The 18,429-nt window shown below is 61.1% G+C and carries 15 protein-coding genes; 6 read left to right on the forward strand and 9 right to left on the reverse strand.

Annotated features, from left to right (window positions below; translation table 11 throughout):
• Positions 1-138 precede the first annotated feature (138 nt).
• From ACTHNZ_RS22890 to ACTHNZ_RS22915, 6 genes are all read right to left on the reverse strand, one after another.
• Positions 139-1,569: a UDP-glucose dehydrogenase family protein gene (locus ACTHNZ_RS22890; protein WP_440544870.1), complete on the reverse strand. Its 1,431-nt coding sequence runs from the start codon at positions 1,567-1,569 to the stop codon at positions 139-141.
• A 419-nt stretch (positions 1,570-1,988) separates the two neighbouring features.
• A complete protein-coding gene (locus tag ACTHNZ_RS22895; protein WP_440544871.1) occupies positions 1,989-3,089 on the reverse strand; it encodes a transposase in 1,101 nt (366 codons plus the stop codon).
• Positions 3,090-3,539: 450 nt separating this feature from the next.
• A complete protein-coding gene (locus tag ACTHNZ_RS22900) occupies positions 3,540-4,124 on the reverse strand; it encodes a DUF3501 family protein (protein WP_440544872.1) in 585 nt (194 codons plus the stop codon).
• Positions 4,125-4,160: 36 nt separating this feature from the next.
• Positions 4,161-5,498, reverse strand: coding sequence for a heterodisulfide reductase-related iron-sulfur binding cluster (locus ACTHNZ_RS22905; RefSeq protein ID WP_440544873.1), 1,338 nt, complete (start codon positions 5,496-5,498; stop codon positions 4,161-4,163).
• Between the two features lie 24 nt (positions 5,499-5,522).
• On the reverse strand, positions 5,523-5,945 hold the full coding sequence (locus tag ACTHNZ_RS22910; protein ID WP_440544874.1) for a rubrerythrin family protein: 423 nt from the start codon (positions 5,943-5,945) through the stop codon (positions 5,523-5,525).
• Positions 5,946-6,126: 181 nt separating this feature from the next.
• Positions 6,127-8,322, reverse strand: a complete 2,196-nt coding sequence (locus ACTHNZ_RS22915; RefSeq protein ID WP_440544875.1) for a beta-glucosidase family protein — start codon at positions 8,320-8,322, stop codon at positions 6,127-6,129.
• Between the two features lie 970 nt (positions 8,323-9,292).
• On the opposite strand from ACTHNZ_RS22915, the gene ACTHNZ_RS22920 reads away from it, so the two are divergent.
• Both ACTHNZ_RS22920 and ACTHNZ_RS22925 read left to right on the forward strand, forming a co-directional pair.
• A complete protein-coding gene (locus ACTHNZ_RS22920) occupies positions 9,293-11,704 on the forward strand; it encodes a two-partner secretion domain-containing protein (RefSeq protein WP_440544876.1) in 2,412 nt (803 codons plus the stop codon).
• Positions 11,705-12,033: 329 nt separating this feature from the next.
• A complete protein-coding gene (locus ACTHNZ_RS22925; RefSeq protein WP_440544877.1) occupies positions 12,034-13,170 on the forward strand; it encodes a methyl-accepting chemotaxis protein in 1,137 nt (378 codons plus the stop codon).
• Positions 13,171-13,438: 268 nt separating this feature from the next.
• Here ACTHNZ_RS22925 and ACTHNZ_RS22930 read toward each other — a convergent pair whose 3' ends face one another.
• Positions 13,439-13,876, reverse strand: coding sequence for a DUF29 domain-containing protein (locus tag ACTHNZ_RS22930; RefSeq protein WP_440544878.1), 438 nt, complete (start codon positions 13,874-13,876; stop codon positions 13,439-13,441).
• Between the two features lie 577 nt (positions 13,877-14,453).
• Between ACTHNZ_RS22930 and ACTHNZ_RS22935 the strand changes: the two genes are divergently transcribed.
• Together ACTHNZ_RS22935 and ACTHNZ_RS22940 are read left to right on the forward strand one after the other, a co-directional pair.
• Positions 14,454-14,693, forward strand: coding sequence for a ribbon-helix-helix domain-containing protein (locus tag ACTHNZ_RS22935; RefSeq protein WP_085227281.1), 240 nt, complete (start codon positions 14,454-14,456; stop codon positions 14,691-14,693).
• Entirely contained in the window at positions 14,693-15,103 is a 411-nt protein-coding gene (locus ACTHNZ_RS22940; RefSeq protein WP_440544879.1) for a putative toxin-antitoxin system toxin component, PIN family, read from the forward strand. Before ACTHNZ_RS22935 ends, ACTHNZ_RS22940 begins: the two co-directional genes overlap by 1 nt.
• Before the next feature lie 39 nt (positions 15,104-15,142).
• Here ACTHNZ_RS22940 and ACTHNZ_RS22945 read toward each other — a convergent pair whose 3' ends face one another.
• The gene (locus ACTHNZ_RS22945; RefSeq protein ID WP_440544880.1) at positions 15,143-15,700 is read right to left on the reverse strand and encodes a tyrosine-type recombinase/integrase; all 558 of its coding nucleotides are present in this window, start codon (positions 15,698-15,700) and stop codon (positions 15,143-15,145) included.
• 660 nt (positions 15,701-16,360) lie between these two features.
• On the opposite strand from ACTHNZ_RS22945, the gene ACTHNZ_RS22950 reads away from it, so the two are divergent.
• The gene (locus ACTHNZ_RS22950; RefSeq protein ID WP_440544881.1) at positions 16,361-16,591 is read left to right on the forward strand and encodes a SymE family type I addiction module toxin; all 231 of its coding nucleotides are present in this window, start codon (positions 16,361-16,363) and stop codon (positions 16,589-16,591) included.
• A 213-nt stretch (positions 16,592-16,804) separates the two neighbouring features.
• Here ACTHNZ_RS22950 and ACTHNZ_RS22955 read toward each other — a convergent pair whose 3' ends face one another.
• A complete protein-coding gene (locus ACTHNZ_RS22955; protein ID WP_440544882.1) occupies positions 16,805-17,482 on the reverse strand; it encodes a hypothetical protein in 678 nt (225 codons plus the stop codon).
• Positions 17,483-17,711: 229 nt separating this feature from the next.
• Here ACTHNZ_RS22955 and ACTHNZ_RS22960 point away from each other — a divergent pair, with 229 nt between their 5' ends.
• Positions 17,712-18,299, forward strand: coding sequence for a hypothetical protein (locus tag ACTHNZ_RS22960; protein ID WP_440544883.1), 588 nt, complete (start codon positions 17,712-17,714; stop codon positions 18,297-18,299).
• The last annotated feature ends 130 nt before the right edge of the window (positions 18,300-18,429 follow it).

Genomic DNA, 18,429 nt, shown 5'->3' on the forward strand with positions numbered 1-18,429 from the left:
GAGCGGCGCGGGGGCGATGATACACGTCTCGCCCCGCGCGCGCCCGATGTCGAGCCGCTGCCGGCGGTTTCGTGCCGATACGAAACGCGCCGACTTCGAGCCGCTCGGCTTCTCCCGAATCAGCTCACCGATCGCAGATCAGACCGAAGCGTCGGCGGTGCGGCTGCCGAGCGCGTCCCGCACCGTGCCCGCCGGCTGCGCGCCGCCGCTGCCCGGACGCCCGATGGAGTGATACTCGATGCCGAGTTCGTCCATCGCTGCCGGCTCGTACAGATTGCGGCCGTCGAAGACGACCGGATGCTTGAGCCGCGTTTTGAGGCTGTCGAAATCGGGACTCTTGAAAGCCTTCCACTCGGTCATGATGACGAGCGCATCGGCGTTCGCGGCCACATCCATTTGGTCTTCGACGAGCGTAAGGCGCGCAAGCGCGTCCGGCTCGCCGCGCAAGTCCGCCGCGAAAGCGCGCTGTGCTTCCTTCATCGCCACGGGATCGAACGCCGCCACGCGCGCCCCGCGCTCGAGCAATGCCGCGATCAGGACGCGGCTCGGCGCTTCACGCATATCGTCCGTGCCCGGTTTGAACGCGAGCCCCCAGACGCCGAACGAGCGGCCCGTCAAGTCCTCGCCGAACCGGTCGACGATCTTGGCGACGAGCACCTGCTTTTGCGCGGCATTGACCTCGGAAACGGCATCGAGGATGTGCAGCGTCTGCCCTTGCTCGTGCGCCGTTTGCATGAGAGCACGCACGTCCTTCGGAAAACACGAGCCGCCGTAGCCGCAGCCGGCATAGAGGAAGTGGTAGCCGATGCGCGGATCGGAACCGATGCCGCGCCGCACGGCTTCGATGTCGGCGCCGACACGCTCGGCCAGATTCGCGAGTTCGTTCATGAACGAAATGCGCGTGGCAAGCATCGCGTTCGCCGCGTACTTCGTGAACTCGGCCGAGCGCACGTCCATGAACAACATGCGATCGCGGTTGCGGTTGTACGGCGAATACAGGCGCTTCATCGTGTCGCGTGCGCGCTCGCCCGGGACATCCTCATCGCAGCCTACGACGATCCGCTCAGGCCGCGTGAAATCCTCGATGGCGGCCCCTTCCTTCAAGAATTCCGGATTCGACACGACGGAAAACATCGAATCGACGCCACGCTGCGCCAACTGCTCCGCGATGGCCTCGCGTACGCGGCGGGCAGTGCCCACGGGCACCGTCGACTTGTCGACGACGACGGTGAAACCCTCGATGTGGCGTCCGATTTCGCGCGCCGCGGCCAGCACGTACTGCAAATCGGCGGAGCCGTCTTCGCCGCTCGGCGTACCGACGGCGATGAAGATCGCTTCGCGCTGGCTCATCGCGCGACCGGCATCCGTCGTGAACGATAGCCTGCCTGCTGCCTTGTTGCGGGCGACGATCTCGTGCAAGCCTGGCTCGTGAATCGGAATGCCGCCCGATTCGAGGATGCCGATCTTGTCGCGATCGACGTCGTAGCAGCAGACGTCGTTGCCGACGTCCGCCAGACACGCAGCCGTTACGAGGCCGACGTAGCCGCAGCCTATGATGGTCACATTCATGGTGGTGGCCCTTCAAGGAACTAACGAGAAGATTGGGCAGCGTGGGACAGCGCCCTCGACGGCGAAGCGCTTACCCAGCGGCGAAGCGTTCATCAGGCGATAACAAAAAGCGGACGGCAAGCAAAGCAAAATGTAAAAAAATGACGCCTTGCATGAGCCGGCAATCTTTCGGAATTTTTTCATGCCGTGAAAGCACCAACGGCCCGGCCAGCCTCATTCGTCCGTTACCTTCTTTTTGTCGATTTACTTTCTGTCACATTTGCGGTGAGCGGATCGCTCGGCGAAATCGAATGAAGTTAGCGCGTAAGGGGCAATCCTGGCCGCGAGGAAGCACAAGAACGAGCGATGAACGCTCGCGGACGGCAACGTCGCGCGAGCGCTTCAGTGCGGCAATGCTGGCAATTTTTACAACGGGCGTGTCAGGCGTGGTAAAGCAACTCGGGCGGCTTCGTATCGCCACGACTGTCTGCGTGCGAGTGAAGAAGCCACTCGGGCGCGCGGCCGCGGATAATGCTCGGTTCAAGCGCATGCGCGCTCGGGTCCGCCGGCACCGCAGCCAGGGCAGGCGCCGGCGTGCGAGGCTGGGGGTCTTGCTCGCTCGGTTGCGTTTGAGATGCCGCAGCGGCGGCCTCAGCCGTGAGAGGCTCCCGCTGGGCTTGCGCCGCTGCCTCGTGCCGATCGACCCAATCGCGCGCCCATTCGAGCGCATAGGCCTCGGCCGTGTAGTTGTCGGGGAAGCGCGGGCCGATCAACCCCGAACGTTCGATGCGCCGGCCTTGCTTGACGATCTCCGCCGACGCGCGGTAACTGGCCTGGCATTGCTTCACGACTGGCTGAGCCGATGCGTGAATGACATAGTCGCCGTATTCTTCAGAACGTTTCGTGACGGCCAACGAATCGACGCTCGCCACTTCGTTCGGCCGCTCGCCGCCAGCTCGCTGCGGGACGCCGGACATCGGCGCGCGCCTCGATGAAGCGATGGGTAGTTCACGGCGCGTGGCGTGGCCGCACACCGCATTGGCGCCGGCGATGTCCGCTGCCTCGATGGCATCGGCGGCATCGACGCTATCGGTGACGTCCGCCGTGTGCGTGCCGTTCGTTGTATCGATCGCTTCGCTGCCCATGTGCCACGATTCAGGATTCGTCCAGAACACGCCGCGCAAACGCGGCGATTCCGGCGCCGGCAACGGCGCGGGCGCCTTCGGTGGGGCATGGGGAACGGTGTCCGGTTGCGGAACGTAAGCAAACGTACGGCCGGACTCCGACAAGACAGCGACGATCTGGCCGAGCGTGCCGTCTGCGAGCCAGTCATCGAAACGGCGGCGGCACGTGGGACCGGACGGATAGCGTGCGGGCAGCTTCGACCATCGCTCGCCGGTGGTCAAAATCCACAACACCGCGTTCGTGACGACGCGCGGCTCGGCCCGAGGCCGGCCGCGGCGATGCGGGTGCACGGGCTCGTCGGCAGCCAAAGGCGCCACGCGAGCCCACTCCTCGTCGGTCAATTCCTCAAAGAACATGTTTTTCTCCACGCAGCCTGGCCGGCTGCGACACTTGGCCGTCGCGAATGGCCCATTCGCGGCGACCGCCAGGTTGCACAAATCGTATTGTTCTCGGCTACGCCAAATCAAAATCGCACATTGATTGTGCGGCTTTGCCCTCGGTTGACGCACAAAAGGCAGTCTTGTTCTGCATGGGAAAAATAGCTGCAGAAAGCATACCATCGCGGCGACGTAACAAAAAACATGCCACGCCTAAATACCGCACGTAACAATCAGCCAAGCGAGGCTTCGCCGGCAGTGAATTCCTGAGAGGTGTCCATATTAGAAGATTTTTTGCGGACCGCAATCCCGGGATATGTAACGAAGTGATTCCGAAACGATTTCAGCGCCCACATCGACGCGTCGAACTGTCATTTCGCGCAATAATTCATACCAGCAATCGTTTGCGCGCAGCAAACGTACCCCAATTTAGTCGAGATCGTGAAGTAGGGCTTTTCGGACGGCTTCGTCCACCACGGCGGGCGGCACGCGGTAATGCGGGTGGTCACAACCCAGACACAAAGGCGTGCCCGTCCGCAGCGCGGTTTTCATGGAATCGGTCAAATCGAAACATAAAAAATGGACAGCGGAAGTTTTTTCACTATTCTCCCTCGGAAGATCTTGGTCGGCGGCCGCGTAGACGGCGGGGAGTTCATCGCCCACACGGATAAATATGCGATCTTCGATACCGATTAGCCGTCCGAGCGCGGCTCGCCGTTCGGTTTCGTTTTCATATTCGATTTGCATCGTTGCCTTCAGATTGCTTCCATCGGGCACAAGCGGTAAATACGCCTCTAATTCGGCATCGATGCCCACATCGTCAAAAATTTTCTCGATGTGCAGCATTTCCTGTATCTGATACCGGATGGTCGTCTCATCTTCGAACAGAAAAGTCAGATGATTACCGAGGTGAACCACCCTCTTTTTCTTGTGTTCGATGACGTCGGCCCGCGCCTGGTCGCGGATCCTTGCATAAGCTTCCAACGTCAATAGGGAGTCGCGCGAGATGGTCATTTACGGCTCCTCGCCAACGAATGACACGATAGGATTTTAGAGGCCATACGCCTTGCGCAGCAGCGACAACGGATGCGCGAGCGGGGCGCTTTGGGCTCCGCTTTCGCCGATGCCTTGCTCGATATGGTGTCCGGCCAGTTGGCAGTCGGATGCAATATAAGTAGACGGATGCTCCGACATCGCCTTGAAAACAGGCTTGCCGAGCCGCATCGCCGTCGCATGGAACTCCTTCTTGACCCCGAAGGTGCCCGCATGTCCGGAGCATCGCTCGACGACTTTTAGATCGGTGCCCGGTATCAGCGAGAGAAGGTCATATGTTTTCCGGCCCAGGTTCTGGACGCGGCCGTGGCAAGGCACATGATATGAAACCGTGCCCAGCGCCTGCCGGAAATCCGTCTTCAAGAGCCCGTCGCGATGGCGCGAGACGAAATATTCGAACGGGTCCCAGAATGCTTCCGCAACCAAGCGCGCATCGGCGCTCTCCGGAAACATCAGCGGAATTTCCTGCTTATACATCAGCACGCAACTCGGAATGGCAGCCAACAACGCATACCCCTCGCGAGCATAGCGGGCGAGCACAGGGAGATTCTTGGCCGTTTTTTCTGCCACCCCTTCTAGGTTGCCCTGTTCGAGCAGCGGCATGCCGCAACAGGCTTCCTTGTCGACGAGCACATACGGAATCTCGTTGTGCTCGAGCACGGCGAGCAAATCATGGCCGATCCCCGGCTCGTTGAAATTGACGTAACAGGTCGCATAAATGGCGATTTTGCCCGGGGTGCGCTCGCCGTCGCGCACGGGCGCGTCGGGCGAGGCCTTCGCGTGCGGCCGAAATTTGCGCGCGGCAAACGGCGGTAGCCACGCGTGCCGGTCCACACCGAGCGCCGTCTCGAGGGCGGCGCGGGCCGGCTTCGTGCCGTTGACCGCGTTCACCGCTTGCGTGACTACCGGAATGCCGGCGAAATGGCCGAGCGCATCGGTATTCGACAGCACCTTGTCGCGCAAGGCCACGTCGCCGCGCTTATAGCGCGCGGCCTTCGCGCGCAGCATCAGGTGGGGAAAGTCGACGTTCCACGGATGCGGCGGCACGTACGGACATTTCGTCATGTAGCACAGGTCGCACAGGTAGCACTGATCGACGACCTTCGGAAACGCCGCATGCTCGACGTCGTGCGCTTCGCCGCTGTCGGTCTCGTCGACGAGATCGAACAGCGTAGGAAATGCCCCGCAGAGTGAGACGCAACGCCGGCATCCCGCGCAGATGTCGAACACGCGGGCGAGCTCGGCGTCGATGGAAGCCTGGTCATAGAACTCCGGGGAGCGCCAGTCGAGCGGATGACGCGTCGGCGCCTCGAGGCTGCCTTCTTTATGGGGCATGGGATGACGCTCCGGCCCGGCCCGTCAATCCGCCAACGCGTCGAGCGCCTTCGTATAGCGATTCGCGTGGCTGCGCTCGGCTTTGGCCAATGTCTCGAACCAGTTTGCAATCTCGTCGAATCCTTCTTCGCGCGCGGTCTTCGCCATGCCGGGGTACATATCCGTGTACTCGTGCGTCTCGCCCGCGATAGCCGATTGCAAGTTCTGCCGAGACGTACCGAAAGGCAGCCCTGTCGCCGGATCGCCGACGGCCTCGAGATATTCGAGGTGCCCGTGTGCATGTCCCGTCTCGCCCTCCGCCGTCGAGCGGAACAACGCGGCTACGTCGTTTTGACCTTCCACGTCGGCCTTGGCCGCGAAATACAGATACCGGCGATTCGCTTGCGATTCGCCGGCGAACGCCGCTTTGAGATTGTCTTCGGTTTTGGAGCCTTTCAACTGAGCCATAGTGAGCCTCCTTCGTCGACCGGCGCGCGGCGCAAGGCTCGTGGCCGATGTCTTGTGCGGTATCGGGGGATGGGTACGGTGAGCCGCCGCGCCCGGCAGCGAGCGCGGCTCTTTCAATCTAGGACGGCGCGGTACCGTTCCCCAATTGGCATTTTCTATGTCGACGATAGGCTTTTACGCATCACTGCCCCTTGAGCCGGATGTCTCTCGAAGACGCGCCGACATAGAACTGGCCGCCCGTGGCGAGCTTCCAATCGTTGTGGCTCGTATCCCACACGCGCCGCATTTGCGCCGGGATTTCCACGCGCACGCGGCGCGCTTCGCCCGGATTGAGACTCACCTTGTCCCACCCGACGAGGCGCTTCGGTGGCTCCACCGGATCGTTCAGGCCGGCCAGATACACCTGCGGCACTTCCGCGCCAGCCATCTGCCCGTCGTTGCGCAACGTGAACGACACCGTGGCCGAATGATCGCCGTGCTCACGAACGCGCAGGTCGGAATAGGCGAAGTGCGTGTACGACAGACCATGGCCGAACGGGAACATCGGCTGGATGTGCTTGGCGTCGTACCAGCGATAGCCCATCTTGAGCCCTTCCGAGTACACCGGGTTTTGCGCGATCGAGCCATTGTCCCAGGTGGGCGTATCCGCATCGCGCAGCGGGAACGTGACGGGCAGCTTGCCTGAAGGATCGACCTTGCCGAACAGCACGTTCGCAATCGCGTTGCCGCCCCCTTCGCCCGGATACCACGCTTCGACGATCGCCGAGACTTGATCCTTCCACGGCATCAGCACGGGGTTACCGCTTTCGACGACGACGACGACGTGCGGATTGGCCTGCGCAACGGCTTCGACGAGTGCATCCTGATTCGACGGATTGGCGAGCGCGAGACTATGCAGTTCGCCGAAGTCCTCGCCGCCCGATTGCGTGACGAAGACGACTGCGACGTCCGATTGCCGCGCCAAGTTCGCGGCCGCGTCGATCTCCTGCTGCGTGTACGCTCTGAACGGGTTTTGCATGTCCTCGCTGCCGGCGAACGTCACCGTCGCGTTCGGTGCCAGGTTCTTGATCGCCGCCGTGATCGGCGTGGGCAGCTTGATCCAAGGATTGGGCCACCAGTTGCACCCCGTCGAGTTCGGGAACGTCAGGCCGCCGCATCCCGGGAACGCGCCCGTGACCGGGTCGCGCGTATCGCCCGAGCCGCCGCCGGTGATCACGCCGACGTCCGCGTGCCCGCCGATCACCGCAATGCGCTTCACGCTCGATGCATCGAGCGGCAACTGCCGATCTTGATTCTTTAGGAGAACGATCGATTGCTCTTCTGCGTGCTGCGCGAACTTACGTGCAGCGTCGAAGTCGATCGGCTGGCCGCCCTTCGGAGGATCATCCATGACGCCCGTGCGGATCATCACGTACAGCTTGCGGCGCACCATGTCGTCGAGGCGCGCTTGCGTGATTTGATGGCTGTCTAGCACTTGCTTCACGAGCGTAGGCGTGAGAAATACCGTCGGCCCCACGTCCTCTTCCTCGTCCAAGCCCGCGTTGATGGCTTTCGCCGTGCTGTGTGCCGCACCCCAGTCGGATTGCACTTGCCCCTTGAAGCGCCAATCGCCCTTGAGCACGTCGCTCAGCACATGCTCGTTTTCACACGCATAGTCGCCGTTGACCTTGTTGTAACTGCACATCACGCTGCCGGGATGCCCTTGCTCCACGGCCAGCTCGAACGGCAGCAGATAGAGTTCGCGCAGCGTGCGTTCGTCGATCGTGTCGTTGCCGCCCATGCGGTTGGTCTCTTGCTCGTTGCCGACATAGTGCTTGATCGTCGCAATGACCTTGTGATCTTGCGTGGCACGCGTGCGCGCCGCCAGCATCTCCCCTGCCAGCACGGGATCTTCGCCGAGATATTCGAACATGCGGCCGCCTCGCGCTTCGCGGGCGAGGTTGGTGCCGCCGCCGAGGCCCATGGCGAAACCTTGCTCACGCAGCTGGTGCGCGATGACCGCGCCGAATCGATAAGCGAGCATCGGGTCCCAGCTCGCGGCAAGCGCGAGCGTGGCCGGAAATGTCGTGCTCGGTTGAACGGTGCTGCCCGAGCCGGTGGCGGAATCGACCATGTTGATGCTCGGAATGCCGAGCCGCGGCACGCCTTGGATGTAACCCGCGCCGCCGCCCGGCACGTCGCTCATCTGGAATTCCGAGTGGATCAGTTGCAGCTTTTCGTCGAGCGTCAACCGTTTCACGAGCGCATCGGCGCGGCGCTGCGCGACGTCGTCCATGAACGTATTGCCTGCCGGCTGGCCGGCAGCGTGTGAAGCAGTGTGCGCGAAGAGGCAAATCGCCGCCGAAGCGAGGGTGAGGGATAAACGCTTTACCTGCATGGGTTCGTCTCCGTGATTAATGGTGTGATGTGCACCGCCTCGTGATTGCTCGATTGCTCGCGCGACGCCGTGCAAGGGCGAGCGAAAGCACGAGACAGGCGTCTCGTCGCAAAGCGTCTTACGGATGAAACTCAGTCATGCGGCGCGGTGGGCCGGTGTGGCCGATAAGCGGCATCGACGAAATCGGCTGACCGCGAGATGTAGCGAAACTCCGGGGTTAGTAATAGCGCATAAGTAGCCTGACTACAAGAAAAGTTTTGAATGATTTGAGGCGAGCGGTGTTCGACGCGATAAAAGCGGAATAATTTTCCGTCGACCCACAACTATTTGGATATGCAGTCGCCGCCTCGGAAATTCTTATACGACTCTATGACCGATGCGCGTCCGGCGCGGGAAGAAATGCCGGCACGGCGCGCATTCCGGCATCAATCTCGCATCAATGCGGATATTCGATGCCCCGAAGCCGGTCATCCGTGGCGGGCGCGGCGGCCGCGGCGGCTGCTTTTTGGCAATGAAGTTTTGTAGTCGGTATCGATAACGTCCGACTTTATGTTGTTACATAATAAAAAAATCGACTACAAAACTCCGTGAAAAACGCCCGTAATCGACGTCGAGCGAACATTTTTCATTCGGCGAATCGCTTCGCCCGCACTCATGCGCATTCGTCGATAGATGCGGTTTCCACTTGAATAAATCGAATGCCGAGCAAGCGACAAAAAATCGAGATCGCCTTTCGATGAATGAAGTGAAATACGCTCAAAAATCCATGAGGCCATCGGCCGGTTCCGCACGATGGCGAGCGTGACTGACCTTTTGGCGATTCTGGCGCTAGAAGAAGTCGGACAGATCAATAGAATGAAAACGGTTCTACTCGCCGAATGGCAAACGCGGCACATATCCGGGCTCATTCGGCGCCTATCAATAAAAGGAGCTCACCGTGCAGGCCTCATGGATGGGACGATCACATCGCTTGCAACGCACCGCGCTGCCGGCTCTCACACCGATCTTCATCGCACTTTCGCTCGCCGCGCCGAGCGCCGCACACGCCGCCGGGCCGCTCCCGAGCGGCGGGCATTTCGTCGCCGGAACCGGCTCGATGACGGGCAATGCGACATCGCTGACGATCAACCAAACATCCAATCGCGGCGTCATCGATTGGACCAGCTTTTCGATCGGCAGCGGCAATCGCGTCAACATCCAGAACGGCACGGGAGCGACGCTGAACCGTGTCACGGGAGCCAACCCCTCGTCGATCCTCGGCACGCTTTCGGCAACAGGCAGCGTCTATTTGATCAATCCGCAAGGCATCGTCATCGGCAGCAGTGGCGTCGTCTCGACCGGTGGCAGCTTCCTCGCCTCGACGCTCGACGTCGACAACACCGCTTTCATGAAGAACGTCCCGCTTACCTTCACGGGCGATACCGGCTATGTGATCAATCTCGGCAAGATCTCGTCCAGCGGCGGGGACGTGTATCTCATGGCGGCCAACGACATCGTCAACCTCGGCACGATCAGCGCGCCCCGAGGCAACGCCGAATTGGCCATCGGACAATCGGTGCTGCTCGGCGATACGTCGCTCGACCGGAAGCTGTGGGTACAGGCTGGCACGGGCGGGGACGCAACCGTGATCAATCGAGGCGCGATCGAAGCGGCACAGATCAACGTGGAGGCGGCCGACGGCAATATCTATGCGCTCGCCGGAAACCACGCCGTCCTGCGCGCGACCGGCACGGCTACGCGCGACGGTCACGTGTGGCTCGTCGCCGATACGGGCAACGTCACGATCGACGGCGCCATCGAAGCGCGCAATGCGAACGGCAGTGGCGGCATCGTCGAAACGAATGCCGCCAACTTGCGGATCGCCGACGATGCCATCGGCAAAACTCTGGTAAAGGCCAGCCGGTGGAACATCACCTCGCCGAGCTTCACCATCACCGGGCTCGTCGCTCCTGTCTTTCAGCGCAGCCTCGACAAAGGCACGTCGATCAATGTCCAAACGACAGGCGCGCTCGGCGCGAGCGGCGACATCGACGTGGCCTCGAGCATCCATTGGGTGGGCGCGGCATCGCTTACGTTGGGTGCCTATCGCTCCTTGACGATCGAAGCCGGCGCAAAATTAAAGAATTGCGGTAGCGGCAATCTCACACTGCGTGCCGATTCGACCGGCATCGACAACGGCGGCAGCGTCGTCAATAACGGCACGGTGGACTGGTCGCACAGCCGCGGCATCGTCAGCGCTTTCTACGACATGAATGGCCGCTACCGGCCCGGTAAGCTGCTTGCAAATGCGTCGTGGACGTCGCCGGCCTATAGCGGGCTCGTCACGCAGATCACGGGCTACAAGCTCGTCAACTCGTTGACGGACCTCGAGAAAATCAATTCGGACCTCACCGGGAGTTTCGCGCTCGGCAAAGACATCGATGCAAGTGCGACGAGCGACGGCTCGTACATTCCGATCGGCAGCGACGACACCCCGTTCACCGGACAGTTCGACGGCGAACACCACCTCATCAACGCGCTGACGTTGCGGGGCGAAACCGAATATGTCTTCGACAACCGGCCCGTCGTTTTGGGGTTGTTTCGCACGCTCGGCGCGAGCGCCGTGGTTCGCGATTTGGACATCACCGGACACGTTTTGATCAGCGACTCAGGCGAGTGGAAATCCGGGACGGTGGGTGTCGAGGGCCTTTTGGCGGCCAACAACTACGGCACGATCGTCCGCGTGGGCACCGCGGGAACCATCGAGAACTCAGGCTGGTACGATCTCTCGACAGCAGGTGGGCTCGTGGGCGTGAACCACGGCACGATCGAACGCTCGTCGAGCAGCGTCGATCTTTCCGGCGGCGGCACGTTCGGCGGTCTCGTTGGTGAGAACGACGGTGTCATCGCTCAATCGTTTGCCGGAGGAACGGTGGAAACGACGGACGGCGTTGCCGGCAGCAGCCAATCGTGGGGCGTTCCCGGCGGGCTCGTTGGCGTCAACAACGGAACGATCGCTCAGTCTTATGCGACGGGCGCAGTGTCGATCGAATGCGAGTATCCGTGCTCTGCCGGAGCGCTGGTGAACATCAACCGAGGGACGATCACACAATCGTTCGCCACCGGTGCAGTGTTGGGCGCTTTGGAGGCGGGCGGCATCGCGGCGGAGAACTACGGCATCATCGGAAGCGATGTGTATTGGAACAAGGACACGACTCACATGACGGCCGGTGTGGGCTCCGGCATTCCTATGCCGGCCTCGAATGGACTGACGACGGCGCAGATGTCGAATCCGGCAAATTTCTCGGGCTGGGATTTTAGTTCTACCGGTGCGTGGAAAATGCCGGCCAATGAGCCTTTCCCGTTTTTGCGGTGGCAGTTTTTGGGGCTGTCGGGTATTTAGAGGTCAGCCGACATCGATGGGTCGACTCACACGATGCCGACCCTACTCGCCTCGCCCACCCACCGTTACCACCGTGCCTGACCGGCCAATGGGTCGCAGCGCCAGGCAAATCGGTGAATGATGGATATTCACCAGATTGATATTGGGTCGGTGGCCATCGGGAAGCACCACGGGTGGTGCGCCTGGCGCGTGTTCTTGGTCTTCAAGGACGCGCATCATCGAAGTTGAGAGACGTCCCCCCGATCTCTCGCCTTGGGTAAACTCCAATTCCGGCGGTTCGACCTGGACCGTAGAACGGTTACCAAGACCAACATTGCGGGGATAACAAGGTGCAAAGATCGGCAATCACGATCAGGCTCAAAGTTTGGCTGGCATTCGGCGCTTGTACGGCACTCATGTTCTTTGCGGGGCTCGTCGGCGTAATCGGATTGTGGTCGTCCAATGTCCCCGAGGGGTACAAGCCCTGGCTGCTCGCACTGGTCGCCGCCGCGTCGGTCGGCGGCATGGTGAGCATCTATAGCGGCTTGCATTTCTTGCGCGTCGTATGCGGCGGGCTCGAGCGCATGTGTAGGAAGTTCGAGGACATCGCCGAATCGCTCGATGTCTCCAAGCGGTCGAACAGCCCCCGCAAAGACGAATTCGGCCGCTCGGCCGCCGCATTCGACAAGCTGATGCTTCGTATGGAGCAAACCATATCGTCCGTGCGGTTGTCGACAGACTCGGTTACCACGGCGACGCAGGAGATTGCCGCGGGCAACTTGGATTTGTCCACTCGCACAGAGCAGCAAGCCGCCTCACTGGAGCAGACCGCGTCGAGTTTGACGCAGTTGACCGCCACGGTGAAGCAGACGGCCGACAACGCCCGCCAAGCCAAAACATTGGCGACGAATGCTGCCGATATCGCTGTTGCGGGTAACGATGCCGTGCAATCCGTCGTCGCCACCATGGAAAGGATCAGCGATAGCTCGGGCAAGATTTCCGCCATCACGGGCGTGATCGAAGGGATCGCATTCCAGACGAACATCCTCGCACTCAACGCTGCCGTGGAGGCCGCCCGTGCCGGCGAGCAGGGGCGGGGTTTTGCCGTCGTGGCGAGCGAGGTTCGAAGCTTGGCTCAACGGTCCGCCACTGCAGCGAAAGAGATCAAGGACTTGATCGCTCTGTCTGTCACCACCGTTCAAGACGGTTCGCAGCAGGCCGTCCAGGCGGGTACGGTCATGCACGACGTCGCATCGGCCATCACGCACGTATCCGGCATCGTGAAGGAAATCGCGGAAGCGACGAGCGAGCAAAGCCGAGGCATCGAACAAATCAATGACAGCGTCGGCCAGATGGACGACGTCACGCAGCAGAACGCGGCGTTGGTCGAGCAAGCGGCGGCCGCGACTCAATCGCTCGAGGAGCAGGCGGCGAAGCTTAGGGGTATCGTGTCGTCGTTTCGGTTGGCTGATGCGGCGGCGAGGTAGGCCCGGCGAAGGTTGCCCGGAGAGGCAATGCACGGCCTTGCTTGGCAATCTGTCGAGCGCCGTCGCGCCGGTCAGCTCTCGGGATCGTAGCCGAACTCGCGGAGTTCCTGCGAGCAGCAGCAGGCTTGCGCTATCTTCGCGGCCCATTGGACGGCGGCATCCTTTGCCTCACGTATGACCGCGTGTGCCGCTTCGCCAACCGCTGCCAGCACGGACGTAAAAAAGCCAGCTCACCAAGGCTGGCTCATCGACTACGGCAGGTCGCCGTTCAGCCCGGCAGGAACTCCTCGTCCAACACCTGCGCCATCGACCAAGGGCACGACTCCGGCAGCAACGCCACGCCGATCTGCATCTCGGCAGCAGCCAGTTGACGGGCATCGCCCCACATATCGCTAATCCAGTCGCCATCACTCAGCATGGGCTTCAAACTCGGCGTCTTGTCCAACCGCCGCACACTCGCCGCTCGCTGAATGCGCAGGGTCGTCTGCCAACTCGCACCACGCCTTTCCGGCTGGCATTGCCACTTTAACAAGTGCGCCAACAGCACCGCCATGCGGCTCGCTAGCTCGCGCTGTTCGCTCTTGCCCACGTCCTCGATCTCCTCCGCGATGTGCTCGATGTCCAGCGCCGAGAACTGACCCGCGCGCAACAACGCAGCCTGTTCGTTGGCCCAGGCCACCACGTCCTTTTCGTAGCTCGTTCCCATTTTTTGGCCCCTAAGCTCAGTCACGCATGGCGCCATTTTAACCATTTCCATCGCTCACCCTATTCCTCCGTCTGGCCCTCTGCTCGCGCCTCGGCGGCAGTGCATCCAGTAAGCCAGCCACCGTCGCCGGTGCCTCGTCTAGCCTCAGTGTCGCACGCGTAAGCCGCGCAGGATGCGTAGCCGAATGGATATCCTTCAGCGCCCGGATGCTCACCCGCGTCATGAGCGCCCCAGCCGCTCCGCCAATCGCCCCATATCCAGCACCCGAGGCAACCTTTGCCTGCAATGGCCCGCAAACCTAGACGCGGCGTGGCTTTGCGGCCCGTCATCGCCTAGATGCAGTTCGGTAGTGAGGATTTTTCGCCCAGACGCGGTTTTACGGCCATCTGAGGCGTCGGCGGAGGAAGTTAAAGAGCGAGGCGCACAAGCGCCGATGGGCCGGATTGTAGCGGCCGGTGAAGCGCGCAGAAGGTAGAGAGCCGCCCTAGGCGGCTAAGAGGGGAAGGCCAGTCGGTCAGTTGCCATCAATTCGAGATAGGTGTATAAACACCTATACACCGATTTGAGGGAAACAGCCATGAATTCAGTACGTTGGAACGTCGCCGTGTCAGCCGACACCGATCAGTCGGTTCGCATGTTCCTTGCCTCCCAAGGTGGAGGCCGCAAGGGCGATCTGTCGCGCTTCATCGAAGAAGCCGTGCGTGCCCATCTGCTCGAGCTATCGGCCGAACAGGCCAAGATGGCCAATGTCAACGTCAGCGAAGCTGACCTGATGGCCATCGTCTCCGAAGCGGTGCAATGGGCGCGTGAACATTGATGCGGGTCGTTCTAGACACCAATATCCTGCTGAGCGCCCTTATTTCTCCACACGGCTCGCCCGACATCATCTATCGTGCTTGGCGAGCCGGCCGCTTCGAACTCGTCACCTCAACCATACAGCTCGACGTATTTCGCCGCGCCAGCCGTTACCCGAAGTTGAAGGCCATTTTGCAGCCGCATCTTGTCGGCACGATGATCAACAACCTACAGCGCGCCATCGTCCTGAATCATCTGCAGGTGAACATCGAGACCGATGATCCCAACGATGCCTTTCTGCTTGCGATGGCCCAGACCGGCGAAGTGGACTATCTCGTGACCGGTGATCATCGCGCCGGACTCTTGCAGCGAGGCAACCTTGGCCGCACTCGCATCGTTACACCAGCAGCATTCTGTGCCGAAGCACTCTAACTGACGCTCATGCCATTGGCGCTCGTCAATGGCTTCGACTTAGCTACTGCCCTGCTCGTCCATCTCTTCGGCGTCGAGCGCGGCTAGCAGGTCAGGCGATTCGTCGCTCTCCTCACCGATCCTCGACACCGTACGGCCAAGCCGCGCCGGATGCGTAGCCGAATGGATATCCTTCAGCGCCCGGATGCTCACCCGCGTGGAGACCTGCGTCGTCTTGATGTCCGCGTGCCCTAGCATCGCCTGGATGAACCGCACGTCGGCCCCGTTCTCCAGCATTTGTGTCGCCATCGCGTGTCGGAACAGGTGGCAGCTCCCGATGCTGCCCAGCCCCGCCGCTCGCACGCAATTGCGCACCATCTGCGTCATCCGGTTATCCGAGAACGCTTGGCCCGTTACCGTCAAGAACAGCGTGCCGTCGTCACCGGCGATGGCCAGTTCCGGCCGCACCTCGTCGCGATACCGGGCCACCCAGGCCAACGCCCGATCGCCGATCGGGATCATCCGATCTTTCTTGCCCTTGCCCTGCCGAATCATCAGCGTGCCGCGATCGTAATCGACGTCGCGCTGCTGTAGCCCGTGTAAAGCGAAGCGCTTCACGCGTCTCGTCCCGGGCCTCGCATTCATCCTTGACCCAATCGACCAACATCGTCAGCAAGCGCCGCGTCTGCGGCGGCAGTTCATCGAGCGTGCGGCCCAGCACGTCATGCTCGATGCGGTTCGCCAGCGATAATGTTTTCCCGCTCCGACCATTGATTGGTATGCGAGCGGCGATTGTAGCCGCCTCGGAATTCTCGATAGCCTTCGGCGCTCTCACTGCTCGCATTGGTATGTCCTCGAGGTAGCCTCCCGGGCGCGGCGAGCACGGCCTGGCTTAGGTTCGCGCTGAGTCACAGCTCGAGGACTCGAACTGATCGGTGGGTTGTCATCAATTCGAGATGTCTGCATAAACAGAAATACGCCGACCGGGACGGCGGCGGCCGGCAGCCAATTCCCGTGGCCCTGCGTCGCTCTCGGCTCGAGGTCTGCACACCCCCTCTCCGGCTTGATTTTCGGGCGCATGGCCCGCTCTGCATTGCTCAGAGTCCTAGGCCTCTCGGCTAGTAGTTAGGACTGCTTATTTCTAATACGATCAAATACTTGACTTCACCGCAAACAGGAGAACGGCTACCCCTTCCATCGCCGTAAACGCAGCGCGGGCCGCATGGGCGCCAACCCATGCGACCCGCTGACCAACATCAACTCACAAGGAGAGTCGATATGGCTACAGTCGATATTAACGCACGTCCCGCTTACCCGGCGCGACACGCCACCATTCAGCAGTCCTGGCGCTATCGCCAATGGAAGCCCAACCGCAGTCACCGCGACGACCCGCCGCTCGTCCCTTGGTTCAAGGTCTCGGGCCGATGGCTCGAAGAAGCCGGGTTCTTGCCCCGCCAACGACTCAAGATCGAAGTTCAACAGCAGCGGCTCGTGATTACACCCACCTGAATGGGCGCATAAGCTGCGAACTCGTTCGCAGCCGCATTCACTGCTGCGGCTGCGTGCTGGTTCAGTGCCGCCTCGATCGTTCCGTTCAACAGCGTCGTACCGACCGTGATCATGGCCAACTGCGCCTGGTTGGTCACCCACTAACAGGAATGGCTCTCCACTCCCGTTGGCGGCAAACGCCGATACCGCCTCGCCAACGCCTCTTGACGAACCTCAGTGCGCCTTCCACCAATCAGTCGCCTTTTGCTTGTCCCACGCCGGCAGCAGTTCCTTCTGGACCTCGGCTTTCGCCAGCACCGGGAACGTCGTGCGGAAGTCGGTCATGTCGTGATCGAACTGGTCGCTCGCATCGATCGTCCAGGTACCGCCGCTGAATCCAGTAACCGCTTGATCGACCAACGGAATCACAGGCCCGGCTCGCAACTCGCCTTCCTTGCGCTCGACGATGGTTGCATCGACGTGCCCGAGGTAGATTACCGAATTCGGTGCAACGTCGATATCGTAGTCAAGCGGTGTAAAGAACATGCCGTGGAACGGGAAGATGCCACTCTGGCCAGTCACGCCGCGCAGAACGTACTTGCCGGGCGGCAGCGACATGCGCACGAGATAGTGGTTTCCGGTCTTGCTCTCGCTCGTCCCCTCGCTATCGAACAAGAAGTTCAAGCGATCCGATCTTTGGTCCGCCGCACCCCGTTCTACGTTGACGACAATAGGGCTGGGCTGATAGCTCGGATGGAAAGCGTTCGTCAACGTCAAGGACATCAGGACGACGGAGTCCTTCGACGTGTCGAGGGTCTGCGTGGCCGTTGTCGGGCTCATGTGGATCGGTGTCGCACAACCCGACAGGAGAACCATGATCGTAACGATGAATGCCCCGTATATCTTCTTCATTTGCTGCTCTTCCTTGTTTTAAAAAAATGCTCCTCGATGGAGCTGATTGGTATTTTTAGTTGGCTGGCGGTTGGTCGCTTTCATGGGCTGGCCGGTGCCGGATTGGGCCGGATGAGCCTTTGTGACGGGCCTCGATCGACACTTTCGTCATTTCGGGTACCTTGGAACGTTTGTCGGGAAGGCGGTGTGGATCCCGCCTCCCTTGCTAGGAGGCTCAATAACAACGCGAATGTTCACCGCCATTTTTTGGGCAACGCGACTCGCGCGCGCGATCGCCGCGCGTGTCGTTTTCCCGCATTCCATGGATCTTTATGCTGGTATTAACGGCCTTGGATCATTGGTCTTCCCCGCGAATGCATCGGAGATCTTCGAAGAAGGGCACGACGCTATCCGAACGTCACCTACCGATGGCATACGGATGCGCGGTTCGCTGGATTCACGGCAGTGGAAAAGGGCCGCTAGCCCCACCCGACGACCGGGGCGGGAAAACCGCAACCCGGCGGATGGCATCGCATCGCGGCGCGAATGCGCGAAACGCCCGATCGCGGAGGGGATCGATGAGATTCGATTTAGATATCGGCCCACGCGCCAATGTGGCGCGAGCCAGGATTCGACGGTTTCAGCCGTGAACCCTGCACGGTGTATCCGCATTGCATTGGTCTCTCTCATCGGCGCGATCATGCCGCCATGGCTGGCGGTCTTGCGCACCGTTGTGGTTCATCGCTTACGTTGCTCCGCCATCGAACTGCGCAATGGCAGGTGGCCCCCGGAACAGCGTGCGAATCCTATCAAAGGAACCGCAGAGGTTTCCATATGAAAAATCAACCCATATGGATGCGGGAATCGGACCGGTTAGTCCATTTCATCGACGCATCGATGCGATGAAAGGAAACGATCAAGGCGCGCAACCGAGGCACACCCCGACGGAACATGGGATATCAGGAGGT

Source organism: Trinickia sp. (assembly GCF_051953955.1).
Lineage (GTDB): Bacteria > Pseudomonadota > Gammaproteobacteria > Burkholderiales > Burkholderiaceae > Trinickia.